12 protein-coding genes are annotated in these 13,956 nt (G+C 62.5%); 6 read left to right on the top strand and 6 right to left on the bottom strand.

Annotated features, from left to right (window positions below; all coding sequences use genetic code 11):
- Window positions 1-124 precede the first annotated feature (124 nt).
- The 3 genes from ACUVWL_RS14745 to ACUVWL_RS14735 form a co-directional block, all read right to left on the bottom strand.
- Window positions 125-1,831 carry a hypothetical protein gene (locus ACUVWL_RS14745; protein WP_445978493.1) on the bottom strand — a complete coding sequence of 569 codons (1,707 nt, stop codon included), beginning with the start codon at window positions 1,829-1,831 and terminating at the stop codon, window positions 125-127.
- 136 nt (window positions 1,832-1,967) lie between these two features.
- Window positions 1,968-2,345 (bottom strand): SMR family transporter, encoded by a 378-nt coding sequence (locus tag ACUVWL_RS14740; protein ID WP_197557142.1) that lies wholly within the window; start codon window positions 2,343-2,345, stop codon window positions 1,968-1,970.
- Between the two features lie 59 nt (window positions 2,346-2,404).
- Window positions 2,405-3,805: a UbiA family prenyltransferase gene (locus ACUVWL_RS14735; protein ID WP_445979171.1), complete on the bottom strand. Its 1,401-nt coding sequence runs from the start codon at window positions 3,803-3,805 to the stop codon at window positions 2,405-2,407.
- 509 nt (window positions 3,806-4,314) lie between these two features.
- Here ACUVWL_RS14735 and rfbB point away from each other — a divergent pair.
- Genes rfbB through rfbD form a run of 4 tightly spaced genes read left to right on the top strand, consistent with a single transcriptional unit; the run spans window position 4,315 to window position 7,725 of the window.
- Complete coding sequence (gene rfbB, locus ACUVWL_RS14730; protein ID WP_069118021.1) at window positions 4,315-5,370, top strand: dTDP-glucose 4,6-dehydratase; 1,056 nt, start codon at window positions 4,315-4,317, stop codon at window positions 5,368-5,370.
- 14 nt (window positions 5,371-5,384) lie between these two features.
- Window positions 5,385-6,272 carry a glucose-1-phosphate thymidylyltransferase RfbA gene (gene rfbA, locus ACUVWL_RS14725; RefSeq protein ID WP_445978492.1) on the top strand — a complete coding sequence of 296 codons (888 nt, stop codon included), beginning with the start codon at window positions 5,385-5,387 and terminating at the stop codon, window positions 6,270-6,272.
- Window positions 6,269-6,826 (top strand): dTDP-4-dehydrorhamnose 3,5-epimerase, encoded by a 558-nt coding sequence (gene rfbC, locus ACUVWL_RS14720; RefSeq protein ID WP_262088251.1) that lies wholly within the window; start codon window positions 6,269-6,271, stop codon window positions 6,824-6,826. The genes rfbA and rfbC overlap by 4 nt, the downstream gene beginning before the upstream one ends.
- Window positions 6,823-7,725 (top strand): dTDP-4-dehydrorhamnose reductase, encoded by a 903-nt coding sequence (rfbD, locus tag ACUVWL_RS14715; protein ID WP_445978491.1) that lies wholly within the window; start codon window positions 6,823-6,825, stop codon window positions 7,723-7,725. Before rfbC ends, rfbD begins: the two co-directional genes overlap by 4 nt.
- Window positions 7,726-7,800: 75 nt before the next feature.
- Here the strand turns inward: rfbD and ACUVWL_RS14710 are convergent, their stop codons facing one another.
- The 3 genes from ACUVWL_RS14710 to ACUVWL_RS14700 form a co-directional block, all read right to left on the bottom strand.
- Entirely contained in the window at window positions 7,801-8,796 is a 996-nt protein-coding gene (locus ACUVWL_RS14710) for an acyltransferase family protein (RefSeq protein WP_197561390.1), read from the bottom strand.
- Between the two features lie 361 nt (window positions 8,797-9,157).
- A complete protein-coding gene (locus tag ACUVWL_RS14705) occupies window positions 9,158-10,561 on the bottom strand; it encodes a mannose-1-phosphate guanylyltransferase/mannose-6-phosphate isomerase (RefSeq protein WP_053494806.1) in 1,404 nt (467 codons plus the stop codon).
- A gap of 13 nt (window positions 10,562-10,574) precedes the next feature.
- A complete protein-coding gene (locus ACUVWL_RS14700; RefSeq protein WP_053494807.1) occupies window positions 10,575-11,921 on the bottom strand; it encodes a phosphomannomutase/phosphoglucomutase in 1,347 nt (448 codons plus the stop codon).
- A 657-nt stretch (window positions 11,922-12,578) separates the two neighbouring features.
- On the opposite strand from ACUVWL_RS14700, the gene ACUVWL_RS14695 reads away from it, so the two are divergent.
- Both ACUVWL_RS14695 and ACUVWL_RS14690 read left to right on the top strand, forming a co-directional pair.
- Window positions 12,579-13,310, top strand: coding sequence for a CoA transferase subunit A (locus ACUVWL_RS14695; RefSeq protein WP_053494809.1), 732 nt, complete (start codon window positions 12,579-12,581; stop codon window positions 13,308-13,310).
- Between the two features lies 1 nt (window position 13,311).
- Window positions 13,312-13,941: a CoA transferase subunit B gene (locus tag ACUVWL_RS14690; protein WP_053494810.1), complete on the top strand. Its 630-nt coding sequence runs from the start codon at window positions 13,312-13,314 to the stop codon at window positions 13,939-13,941.
- The last annotated feature ends 15 nt before the right edge of the window (window positions 13,942-13,956 follow it).

Raw genomic sequence — 13,956 nt, 5'->3', positions numbered from 1 at the left:
CGCTGGCCGGCTCACATTTGCTGGGGGGGAACATCCGGTTCTTCAACAGCAACCGGTTCGGGGGTGGGACCCCGATTCTAGCTGGCTTGGGGTGACCATGCGAATGCGTATGGTCCGGCCGCGGTCAAGGCTGCATTTCCCCCCGACAGAACTTCACCAGCGCAATCCATGTGCCCAGCTCCTCGCGCCCATCACAGTCAAGCTTATCCAGACTGACCCCCTGATAATCGATTGAGTCCATATGAAGAACCTCCCGGGCGTGGTAAATGGCGGGGAATCCCATGAAGGCGGGTGCACGGACTACAACGCTCTCGCCGCGGAGATGACGATGAATGATCTGGCGGTCGACGGCGACGCCTCCTTCAATCGACGCGCGATTGATGTAGCTGCCCGCGCCCATCAGGACCATCGCGCCGTTGACAACAAGAATGAATGCACCGGCAACCGCCACTCCCCGCGCCCAAGAGGGACCGGTCCGTATGCCGGCCAGTAGTGCGACAACCAGGGCGAACTGGAGGAACGGTACATAACGTGCCCACCAAGGAGCGGCGTGGATCAGGGTCAGTACCAGCAAGAAGCCGATGCATGCATGCAACTTCCATGTAGGATCACGCCAACCGTTCATCCGGTAGGCCCGCACGGCTGCGGCAACACCCGCCACTAATCCCAGCAGAGCCGCCAATGAGAACAGCGGACCGAAGCCTGAATAGCGAGTATCAGGTACCCCGGACATGGCGATTTCACGAGAGCGGACACTCCCTGGAATCTTGAGTCCAGGCATGGCGAAATCGTTCGACACCTTCGAGAACAGCGAGGTCAGCAGCGCTTGGGGGCGTGATTGATCAAGCATTGCCTGCTCAGCCTGCCCCGCCAGGATCTGATTGCCGGTGGTGACCGGATAGCCGATCGGAAGACCCGAAACGACGTGATTGAGGTATGGGTGCGAAAGCGTGGTCAGGCCGATGGCGCCCCACAGCAGCATTTCCCGGAACCGTGGGCGATAGACGAAAAGGAAGGGAACCGCCAAGAGCGCACCATAGAGGGCGCCGGTGAACTTCAGGCCGGCCAGCAAAATCAGGCTGCACCAGACTGTGATCCTGTTTGCCGCACCTCGTTCTTGATCCAGCAACGCGAGCATGATCAAAACGAACAGTGCGTAGGTGATGCCATCGACATAATTTGTCGTAATCTGCGCCAGCAGCGGTTGGCAGAGCACCACGCATACCGCCAGTATGGCGCTTGCCGCGTCTCGTCCGATCCACTGTCTGAACACGGAAAATGAACGGAAGAAGATCGCGACGGCCATCATGGTGCCGATCGCCTTGGTCGACTCCCACCCGAAGCCATAGTCCATCAGCGCGGCACCAAAAAGCCACGAGATATTAGGGTAGTGGCTGATCCAGGAAGCAGCTATGTTGCTGCTCCACACCGTGTCGCTGTATTCCAAGGCGGACTGCGTCTTGAGCCAGTCGGAAAACTCCGGGAATCGCCAAGGATTCCAGCCGTCATGCAGCGCAACAAGCGCGACCTTGTGGTACATGTTCCCGTCCCAGGTTGGGTCGGGCAGCCAGTTGGAGACAAGTGCGGTGGCAACAAGCAGGGCAACCGTTGCAGCCAAAGCCGCTATCCAGCGCCGATCAGAGGCGTAGAACCACAGCAGAGCGAAAACCGCAGCGGGAAGGAGGAAAACCATGACGGGGACATCACAGTAGGAGGCAGCTGCCTTGGCAGCTGACACCGTCACGATTACGCCGGCGACACTGGCTGCGAATGTGCTTGAATCGATACGTGCAATGCGACCAGTCAGGGCAGTCTTGTCGTTGAGTTGCATGGCTGAAGGTGTCCTTGACTTGATTTTCTGCGCCGCGCAGGGCCTTGTGGCGGAAGTAGTAGCCGGAATGGCACTTCTTCTTCGGTGAAGCCACGGCCCGGCCGAGTTCAGGCGCGTACGTTGGGGTGCTGGAAAATCAGCTGCCCTTGGTGACGAGAAAAACACCAAGACAGATCAAGCCCACGCCCAGGAGCTTCATGGCGCTGATGGGTTCCCGGAAGACAAAGTACGCGGCAGCAACCACGATCACGTAACCGACGCTGTTGAAGGGGTAGGCGAAGCTGACCTGTACCTTGGAAAGTACGTACATCCAGACCACGAGACTACCGGCGAAACAGACAAGTCCCGAGAACACCCAAGGATTGATCACAATCTTCAGTGCGCTGGAGAACAGTGCCAATCCGCCTTCGTTCGTGGTCAATGCAACCTGCGGCATGCCTTGGCGGAGCAGCAATTGCGCAGCTGCGTTCAGTGCCACAGACAGCAGGATCGTGGGTATGTAGGTGAAGTACATGCATAGACTCCGACGAATGCCCAGTGTATGACCGGGGTTCCAGCATCCGGATGTGGGGGTTACCAGGCGACCGTAGCCACGCCGATGATGATGATGGAGGCCAGTGCCACAATTCGGCTGACGCCGTCTCGCGCAGCGAATACGATTGGATCGTCATGCATCTGGCCACGATGGGCAATGATCCATACACGACTTATCCAATAAAGCAGTACGGGACAAAGCAACCAGAGTATGCGTGGGTTGTGGTAGCGCTCTAGGCTTTCGGGGCTGTTGATGTAGAGCGCGAACACAAGAATGCCGATGTACCCGGCCGCTGCCCCCAGTGACTGGATCAATGACAGGTCGGCCACATCGTAGCCGCGGCCGACGACCTTCTGCTTGCCGCTGTTCTTCATTGCCCCCAGTTCGGTGTAGCGCTTGAGCAGGGCCAAGCTGAGGAAGATGAACATTGAGAACGCGAGCAGCCAGAACGATAGTTCGGTATCGATCGCGACCGCTCCGCCGATGATGCGGACGGTGTAGAGCCCCGCTAGCATTACCACATCGATCATGACGATGCGCTTGAGCACGAACGAGTAGCCCAATGTCATGACGTAGTAGATCGCAAGTACCAGAGCGAAAGCCGGACTGGTCCACAACGCCAGACCGAAGCCCAGAACAGTGAGCGCGGGAGCGGCAAGCAGGCCGTGCAGCAGGGGCAGGTTGCCTGCTGCAAACGGACGCTTGCGCTTTCGTGCATGTTGTCGATCCGGGGCCAGGTCAAGCAGGTCATTGAGTAGATAGACGCCGGAAGCACAAAGCCCAAATGCGATGAACGCCAGAAATGCATCGATCACCGAATGCAATTCGAAGAGTCGATGTGCGGTGAGCAGAGGAACCAGTACCAGCAGATTCTTCGCCCATTGGTAGAGCCGCAGTGCCTTGATCCAGGTGCGCAGTCCGCCGCCGTGGGCAGTCCAGTGCGCGTGGACCCGCGTCCGCTGGCCGGCCGCTGCAGCAAGCGCGGCCCCTGCATTTACAACGTAGGCGCCACCGGCGTGCTTCCACACCTTCAGATCGACGTTGGCGTTGCCCATATAGTCGTACTGTCCAGGCCGGAATCGGGCATTGAGCGCTTCGGCCTTGTGGTCGCCGGCCAGATTGCGGGTGCCGTCGCTTGCCATTACCTCATCGAACACACCCAGGTGGTCCGCAATGGCATCGACCAGGCGCCGATCCGACGCGGAGCAAAGCACACGCGGTCGCTGCTCGGTCGTCCGCAGCAATTCAAGCACGCGGTCATCATAGGGCAGATGTTCGATGGCCAGGCTGACCCGCGATGCAATCTCGCTCTTGAGTGCGGCCTTGCCTCGCAACAGCCACAGAGGCAGGAGGAAGATGTACAGTGGATTCTGCGCCAGTAACGCCAGCAGGGATTCGTAGAGCAGATCCGATCGCAGCAGAGTGCCATCCAGATCCACGCAGAGTGCGCGATGAGTTCGTTGCATGCGGTCCAGCCAGAGTCCTTGTGTGCTCGGCGCCGGGTCCGGTCGCCTCATGTTGGCGGCGATTATAGCTGTTGCTGCCACTGCCGGAATCGCGGCAGTGGGCCACGGCAGCCTGTCGCACGATACCGTCTTCTAAGGGACCCGGTCCGACAGGGACGCGGTCTCTGGCAGAATCCGGGCGGCACGTATACGCTGTGCTACGCGCTCATTGGCCGCTTTGAACGGGTGCCTGAGCAGAATTCTGCGTGTATGCCATGTCGGCCGAGGCGCTCCCCGCCGGTTATCGGGCCAAGGAGCTGCCAGTGTTGTTCAGGTTGACTTGGCAGTGGCCATTGGTGGCGGCTCCAGCCCTGCATTGCCGACGGTAAACCAGCGTGCGGGTTCCAGTCATGCCTTGACGTGCATTGGGGCGGTATCCTGTGTGTCCTGAGGCGCTGTTGCAAGCGGTCGCGCGCCCCCCCCCCGAACCTGGAGAATGGATGGTGCCTACCTGGCTCGTCACCGGCGGTGCCGGATTCATTGGCGGTAACTTCGTTCTCGAAGCGGTCGCCCGTGGCATCAAGGTCGTCAATCTCGACGCACTGACCTACGCCGGCAACCTGAAGACCCTGGCCAGCCTGGACGGCAACCCGCGGCATGTGTTCGTGCAGGGCGATATCGGCGACAGCGCGCTGGTCGCCCGCCTGCTGACCGAGCACCAGCCCGATGCAGTGCTGAACTTCGCCGCCGAAAGCCACGTGGACCGCTCCATCGACGGCCCAGGCGCCTTCATCCAGACCAATGTGGTGGGCACCCTGGGTTTGCTTGAAGCGGTACGCGACTACTGGAAGGCGCTGCCGGCCGGACAAGGGGCGGCCTTCCGCTTCCTGCATGTGTCCACCGATGAGGTGTATGGCACCCTGGGCGAGACCGGCAGGTTCAGCGAAACCACCCCGTACGCCCCGAATTCGCCGTACTCGGCGTCGAAGGCCGCTTCGGACCACCTGGTGCGTGCGTTCCACCACACCTACGGGCTGCCGGTGCTGACCACCAACTGCTCCAACAACTACGGCCCGTATCACTTCCCCGAGAAGCTGATCCCGCTGGTGATCGCCAAGGCGCTGGCTGGCGAACCGCTGCCGGTGTACGGCGATGGCAAGCAGGTGCGCGACTGGCTGTTCGTGTCAGACCACTGCGAAGCGATCCGCACCGTGCTGGCCAAGGGCCAGGTCGGCGAGACCTACAACGTCGGCGGCAACTCGGAAAAGCAGAACATCGAAGTGGTGCAGGCGATCTGCGCACTGCTGGACCAGCGCCGTCCGCGCGAGGACGGCAAGCCGCGCAGCAGCCAGATCACCTATGTCACCGACCGTCCTGGCCATGACCGCCGCTATGCGATCGATGCTTCCAAGCTGAAGAACGAGCTGGGCTGGGAACCGGCCTACACCTTCGAGCAGGGCATCACCTTCACCGTCGACTGGTACCTGGACAACCAGGACTGGGTCAACGGCGTGCTCGACGGCAGCTACCGCCTGCAGCGCATTGGCACCACGGACTGAACCCAGGAGACACCATGACCCAGCGCAAGGGCATCATCCTCGCCGGTGGCTCCGGCACCCGCCTATATCCAATCACCAAGGGTGTCAGCAAGCAGCTGCTGCCGGTGTACGACAAGCCGATGATCTACTACCCGCTCAGCGTACTGATGCTGGCGGGCATCCGCGAAGTGCTGATCATCAACACCCCGCACGAGCAGGCGCTGTTCCAGCAGTTGCTGGGCGACGGTTCGCAGTGGGGAATGGACATCCAGTACGCGGTGCAGCCGAGCCCAGATGGCCTGGCCCAGGCCTACCTGATCGGCCGCGACTTCGTCGCCGGCAAGCCGAGCTGCCTGGTGCTGGGCGACAACATCTTCCACGGCCACGGCCTGCGCGAGGTGCTCAAGCGTGCTGACGAGCGCGTGCACGGCTCGACCGTGTTCGGGTATTGGGTCAATGACCCGGAACGGTATGGCGTGGCCGAGTTCGACCAGGGCGGCAAGGTGATCGATCTGGTGGAGAAGCCGGAAAAGCCGCGCTCCAACTATGCGGTGACCGGCCTGTACTTCTATGACGGCAAGGCCTGCGATTACGCGGCCGAATTGAAGCCGTCACCGCGTGGCGAACTGGAGATCACCGATCTCAACAAGCGTTACCTGGCCGAAGGCGACCTGCACCTGGAGGCGCTCGGCCGTGGCTATGCGTGGCTGGATACCGGTACCCACCAGTCGCTGCTGGAAGCATCCAACTTCATCGAGACGATCCAGACCCGTCAGGGCCTGCAGGTCTGCTGTCCCGAGGAAATCGCGTTCGGCAAGGGCTGGATCGACGCTGGACAATTGGAAGCGCTGGCCGCGCCGTTGATCAAGAACAGCTACGGTGAATACCTGCATAAGCTCGCCGTGCGTGGAGTCGTTCCATGAAAGTGATTGAAACCCGGTTGCCCGGCTGCGTGGTGATCGAGCCGGCGGTGTTCGGCGATGCCCGCGGTTATTTCTTCGAAACCTGGAATGCCGAGCGCTTCGCCGCGCTGGGCCTGCCGGACCGTTTCGTGCAGAGCAACGTCTCCACCTCTGCGCAGGGCGTGCTGCGCGGCCTGCATTACCAGTGGCCGCGGCCGCAGGGCAAGCTGGTCAGCGTGCTGGAAGGCGAGGTCTACGACGTGGCCGTGGATATCCGCCGCGGTTCGCCGACCTTCGGCCAGTGGGAAGCGGTGGTGCTGAGCGCGGAGAACAAGAAGCAGTTCTGGATTCCGGAGGGCTTCGCCCATGGCTTTGCCGTGTTGTCCGAGCGTGCGGTGTTCAGCTACCTGTGCACCGAGGTTTATCTGAAGGACTTCGATGCAGGTGTCCGCTGGAACGACGCCGACATCGCGGTGGACTGGCCGGTGAGCACACCAACGCTGTCGGCCAAGGACGAGAACGCGCCGTTCCTCAAGGACATTGCTGAAGATCGCCTGCCGGTCTACGTGCCATGACCGTGCTGGTGTTCGGTGGCAACGGGCAGGTGGGCCAGGAGTTGCTGCGCGCGCTGGCGCCGCTGGGGAAGGTGATTGCAACCACGCGCAGCGGCCAACTGCCCGACGGAAGTACCTGTGAAACGGCCGATTTCGGCCAGCCCGACAGCCTGCCGGCATTGCTGGACCGCGTGCAGCCATTGGTAGTGGTCAATGCGGCGGCTTACACCGCTGTTGATCACGCCGAACAGGACGTCGATGCGGCCTTCGCCGCCAACGCGCAGGCACCGGGCGTGATCGCGCGCTGGTGTGCGGCGCATGGCGTGCCGTTCGTGCATTACTCCACCGACTACGTGTTCGATGGACAGGGCAGCGCGCCCTACCGCGAGGACGAGCCGACCGCACCGCTCGGCGTGTATGGCACCAGCAAGCGCGATGGCGAGGACGCGGTGCGTGCGGCCGGTGGCCGCCATCTGATCTTTCGCACGGCGTGGGTGTATGCCTCGCACGGCGCGAATTTCCTGCGCACAATGCTGCGCGTGGGCGCCGAGCGCGATGCGTTGCGGGTGGTGGCGGACCAGATCGGTACACCGACGCCGGCCGCGTTGATCGCCGATGTCACCGCGCAGGCACTGCAGCATCCTGGGCAGTTGTCGGGTACCTGGCACCTGACCGCCAGCGGCCAGACCAGCTGGCATGGCTTTGCCGAGGCCATATTTGCCGAGGCGTTGGCCAGCGGCGTGTTGGCCAAGGTGCCGACGGTCGAGGCGATTCCCAGTTCCGAGTATCCGACCCCGGCTAGGCGCCCGGCCTGGTCGGTGCTGGACAACCGCAAGCTTCAGCAGGATTTCCGCATCGTGCTGCCGGCCTGGCAGGACGGCCTGAAGCGGGTGATGGCGGAGATTGTTGCAGCTCAATAAGTGAGCGCCGGCATCCAGTCAATCACTTCCATCTGCCATTCCTACACCGCTGCACTGGTTTCGACCCCGCGATGATCAGGAGCCGCTGGCCCGGGACGGGGTGGCGGCAGTCCTGCCACCACGATTCCAGCTCAGCATCAGGCGTAGTAATGGTTTTTCCATCAGGAAATGTGCAACCACACCCCATACCACTGATAGTGCGATAGCGAAAAGTACTGCGCTCACGCCGCGAGGAGTATGCCAGAACCAATCGACCAACCAGATCGCAAGCGCGTGGAAAAGATAGATGGAGTAGCTGGCGCTGCCAATGAGTTGGCAGATCCTGTTGGTCACTGCTTTGGATGATTCGAATGCCAGTGCACCAACAACCATCAAGGCACTCGGAACGCCCCATGCCAGAACGCCTTCTGGCTTGTAGTGGTTATGAACTGCGAACAGGATGACGGATAGTGCCAGGTAAATGAATCCTTCCAGCTTCTTCGGCCGGTAGCCGTGCCTTATTGCCATGCCAATAAGCATGCCCGCAGCAAACTCCAAGATGATCTGGTGGAAGTAATAAACGCCAGTGATGGCCGGTACGACATTCGTCAGCGAGCCCAAGGCGACAATCACACAGATTGTGAGCGCGGCCGCGAGCCGCTTGGTGACCAGCAACGTGCCTAGAATCGCGTAGAAGAAGACCTCATAGTTCAGCGTCCAACCAGGGTAGAGCAAAGGCATCTGGTAGCCCGGTGGCGGCGGGGCGAATATATACGACCGAACGATGTGCTCCGTCGACGGAGTCATGTACGGATATCGCGCATAGAAATAGGCGATGGCCAAGGTAGTCGCGATCCAGTACATTGGAACTACGCGAATGAAGCGGCGCTTCAGGAACTCCCAGGGCGATGCGTCGTTCCTCAGGGAGAGGTACATCACGACTCCGCTGATCACGAAGAACAGATCAACGCCCGCCGCACCAGCCCGGAAATTGAAAAAGGGATGCAGCGACAGCGCATGGAACACGACCACGGCCACGGCTCCTACGCCTCTTAACGCCTGAAGCGACTGCAGAGTGATCTTGTTGTCCATGGATAATGCGATTCCTAGATGGATCCGACGTCGATGAGGTCCGGATCATAGGCGATACGCAGGGTGCTGAATAGTGGACTTCGTGGCAAGGAGCCTGACGCTGGGGAATGCCAGGAAGTACTGGCATTTGCCTGTTTGGACCTGAGATTGGAGGGATTAACGTCATCCCTCCCCAGCGGGAAGTGCATCAACACCGCGCCATCAGAATCCCCATGACCAGCTTCCCGCCCTAGGCGTACCGTGTACTGCCGCTGGAGGACACTGGTGCCAGCGAGCGCCCGGTGACTCACGCCGGGCGCGTTCAGATCCCCGAAGGAAAGGGCGCACTTTACATTTTTGTTTCCCGAAGCATGGGCAAACCTCAGCTGCGCCCGTAGGTATCCTCGAAGCGCACGATGTCATCCTCGCCCAGATAGCTGCCGGACTGCACTTCGATCAGTTCCAGCGGCAGCTTGCCCGGGTTGCGCAGGCGGTGGGTCACGCCCAGCGGAATATAGGTGCTCTGGTTCTCGCTGAGCAGGATCACCTCGTCACCACGGGTCACTTCAGCGGTGCCGCTGACCACGATCCAGTGTTCGGCGCGATGGTGATGCATCTGCAGGCTCAGCGTGCCGCCGGGCTTGACCGTGATCCGCTTGACCTGGAAGCGCTCGCCGTTGTCGATCGAATCGTAGGCACCCCACGGGCGATAGACCTTGCGGTGCCAGGTGGCCTCGCTGCGGCCTTCGGCCTTCAGCTGCGCCACTACGGTCTTGACCTCCTGCATGCGGTCGGCCTTGCCGACCAGCACCGCGTCGTCGGTTTCCACCACCACCACGTCATCCAGCCCGACCAGCGCCACCAGGCGCTGTGCGTAGGCATAGGTGTTGCGGCAGTCGATGGCAATCACGTCGCCCTGGTGGGCGTTGCCATCGCCGTCCTGCTGCGAGACATCGCGCAGCGCGGTCCACGAGCCGACATCGTTCCAGCCGGCATCCAGTGGAATCACCACGGCATCGGCGGTCTTCTCCATCACCGCATAGTCGATCGAATCGGACGGAACGGCAGTGAAGGCCTCCTTGTCCAGGCGGGTGAAATCGGCATCGCGACGCGCCTGCTGCCAGGCCTGGCGGCTGCCGGCGAGCATGGCGGGCTGGAAGCGTTCCAGCTCCTGCAGGTAGCGCGAGGCCTTGAACAGGAACATGCCGCTGTTCCAGTAGTACTGGCCGCTGCTGACGTAGCGGGTGGCGGTGCCCAGGTCGGGCTTCTCGACGAAGCGCTCGACCGCGCGCAGGCCCTGGCCATCGGCGGCCTTGATATAGCCGTAGCCGGTTTCCGGGCCGGTCGGCACGATGCCGAAGGTCACCAGCTTTCCGGCTTCGGCAGCAGCGGCGGCGGCCTGGACGGCGCTGCGGAATGCAGTCTCGTTGTTGATCACATGATCGGAGGGCAGCACCAGCAGCAGCGCGTCGCCGCCGTCGCGGGTGGCTTCCAGCGCGGCCACCGCGATCGCCGGTGCCGTGTTGCGGCCGACCGGCTCAAGGATGATCGCGGCTGGCTCGGCGCCAACCTGCTGCAGCTGCTCGGCGGCAACAAAGCGGTGTTCCTCGTTGGCAATCACCAACGGGCCGCGCGCGGCAATCGGCGCCACCCGCTGCCAGGTGGCCTGCAGCATCGTCTGTTCGCTGGCCAGCGGAAGGAACTGCTTGGGATAGGCTTCGCGCGAAAGCGGCCACAGACGGGTACCGGAGCCACCGGACAGGATGACAGGCTGGATAGTGCTCATGGCCTTCCTTTGATTATTTCTGCAGCAGGGAGGAAATCTCGTCGGTACGCGCCTGCATCAATGCAGCGTCTCCCCGCGATTCCACATTCAGGCGCAGCAGCGGTTCAGTGTTGGAGCTGCGCAGGTTGAAGCGCCAGTCGCCGAAATCGGCGCTGACGCCATCGGTGTAGTCCAGCGCGGGCGACTGAGCGGCGAAGTGTTCCATCACGCGTGTGACCGCAGCCTTGGCATCGGCAACCTTGAAGTTGATCTCACCGCTGCAAGGGTAGGCGGCCATGCGGTCTTCAACCCAGTCGGCCAGCGAGCGGCCGCTTTCGGAGACCAGCTGGGCGATCAGCAGCCACGGAATCATGCCCGAGTCGGCATACGCGAACTCGCGGAAGTAGTGGTGGGCGCTCATCTCGCCGCCGTACACGGCATCCTCCGCGCGCATCTTTTCCTTGATGAAGGCGTGGCCACTCTTGCACAGCACTGGCACGCCACCGGCCTGTTCGACCATCTCCACGGTGTTCCAGACCAGGCGGGGGTCATGCACGACCTTGCCACCCGGATGGTGGGCGAGGATTGCCTTGGCCAGCAGGCCGACCAGGTAGTAGCCCTCGATGAAGCGGCCGTTGTGGTCGAAGAAGAAACAGCGGTCGAAATCGCCATCCCACGCAATGCCGAAGTCCGCGCCATGTTCGCGCACGGCGTCGGCGGTGGCGGCGCGGTTTTCCGGCAACAGTGGATTGGGAATGCCGTTGGGGAAGCTGCCGTCCGGTTCGTGGCAGATGCGGATGAACTCGAACGGCAGGTGCGGTGCCAGCAGGTCGACGATGGCACCGGCGCCGCCGTTGCCGGCGTTGACAACGATCTGCAGTGGCTTGAGCTTGCTGGTGTCAACGTAGCTCAGCAGGTGCTGGATGTAGGCGCTCTTGTCATGCTGGGCGATCTGGCCGGCGCAAGGCGGCTGTGCCGCGGATGAATCGGCGGCGACCGCATCGGAGATCGCGAACAGGCCGGTATCGGAGCTGATCGGCCGGGCGTTCTCCTTGACCAGCTTCATGCCGTTGTAATCCATTGGATTGTGGCTGGCAGTGACCATCACCCCGCCGGCAGCCCCCAGGTGATCGGTCTGGAAATAGACCTCCTCGGTGCCACACAGGCCGATGTCGATGACTTCGCGGCCGGCACCGCGCAGGCCGGCCGCCAGCGCGTCCTGCAGCGCGGGGCTGGTCAGGCGGACGTCGTGGCCCAGCACCACCGGGCCCGGAGCGAGCTGTGCATTCAGGGCCGTGCCGATCCGGCGTGCCAGGTCTTCGTTCAGTTCTTCCGGCACGCGGCCGCGGATGTCATAGGCCTTGAAGGCGGGCAGGGGCATCGGTCAGATCCAATGTGAGCTTAGCCACTGATTGTAGCCTTTGTCCTGTATGGGAATCGTTTCCATTCCGCAACTCCCGGTGATTGGCTGAGGGTATCGGGTACGCGGGGGCGCCCGTACCGCTTGGCAAGCGGGTAAACGGCCGCTGGCTGGGCGATCACGGCCAGGCCAGCCTGCGTCAAGTGGCCGGGAGCCAGCAGCAGCCCCAGGAGTTCCTGCCACTGGCAGCCAAACGCGATCACGCCGTTGCTGGCGTACTTGACGTGGCGGAGCAGGACCGGCGGGCGATGGCCGGACGCGGACAGCTGCAGGGATGACGCAGGCTTGTGGCGCGGTTGCTTCCCCCCGCCAGGAATTTCTGGCCGAGCATTTCACCCTGGCGACGCGCCTGTCGCCGCATGGCTGCGTGCCGCGACATCTGACAGGCAGCGTTCACCCTTTTCCAGCGGCCACGCGTCCGTCCCGCGAAGCAGGCCCTCTTCGTTGCAGGTCCGGGCCATCAGTGCGGGCGAGCCGAGCGCCGCGCCCACCACCGGCAGGAGAAACCCCCATGCAACGCAGCCCTTGGCGATGCCTCGGCAATGCTGCGGCGCATCCAGCTCTTTCGTTGCCTCCGGCTAGAATGCGGTCATCCTCAACGTGCAGGGCAGTAGAGCAATGCAGCAATCGACTTCCGGCGGAAAGCGCGGCAAGCGCTTCGCCAGTGCGACGGAGGCCCTGCAGGGGGTGGTCGCCGATGGACAGACCCTGGCCGTGGGCGGCTTTGGCCTGTGTGGCATTCCCGAGGCGCTGATCGCTGCGCTGCGCGACAGTGGCGTCAAGGGCCTGACCGTGATCTCCAACAATGCCGGTGTCGATGGCTTCGGACTGGGCCAGCTGCTGGAAACCCGGCAGATCAAGAAAATGATTTCGTCCTACGTGGGCGAGAACAAGGAATTCGAACGGCAGTTTCTGGCTGGTGAGCTGGAGCTGGAGTTCAACCCGCAGGGCACACTGGCCGAGCGCCTGCGTGCCGGTGGTGCGGGTATTCCGGCATTCTTCACTGCCACCGGCTATGGCACGGTGGTTGCCGAGGGCAAGGAAACCCGCGAGTTCGACGGTAAGCACTACGTGATGGAGACGGCGCTGCGCGCCGATGTGGCACTGGTCAAGGCCTGGAAGGCCGACGAGGCCGGCAACCTGGTGTTCCGCAAGACCGCACGCAACTTCAACCCGGCCTGTGCGATGGCCGGCAAGGTCTGCATCGTGGAAGTGGAGGAGGTGGTGCCGGTCGGTGCCATCGACCCGGACCAGGTGCACCTGCCAGGCATCTATGTGCACCGCATCGTGCACAACGCGCATCCTGAGAAGCGAATCGAACAGCGCACCATCCGCGCGGAGGGCAACTGACATGGCGTGGACCCGTGACGAGATGGCGGCACGCGCCGCCCAGGAGCTGATCGATGGCGCCTACGTGAACCTGGGCATCGGCCTGCCGACGCTGGTTGCCAATCACATTCCCGAAGGCGTGGATGTGTGGCTGCAGTCGGAGAACGGCCTCCTCGGCATCGGCCCGTTCCCGACCGACGCTGAAGTCGACGCGGACCTGATCAATGCCGGCAAGCAGACGGTTACGGCGCGTGCCGGTGCCAGCTACTTCGGCAGCCACGACAGCTTCGCGATGATCCGCGGTGGCCATGTGAACCTGGCCATCCTTGGCGCCATGCAGGTCACCGACAAGGGTGACCTGGCCAACTGGATGGTGCCCGGCAAGATGGTCAAGGGCATGGGCGGGGCAATGGACCTGGTCGCCGGCGTGCAGCGCGTTGTGGTGCTGATGGAGCACACTGCCAAGAACGGCGAGCACAAGATCCTGGCCGAATGCACGCTGCCGTTGACCGGCGTGGGCGTGGTCGACCGCATCATCACCGATCTGGCGGTGTTCGACGTGACTGAAAAGGGCCTGTTGCTGGTGGAGGCCGCGCCGGGTGTCAGCGATGAAGAGCTGAAGGAAAAGACCGGCGTCGCGTTCCGGCGTTGAGGACAATGATGTTGC

This window comes from Stenotrophomonas muris (assembly GCF_052751275.1).
This window is presented reverse-complemented; position numbering and strand designations above follow the sequence as displayed.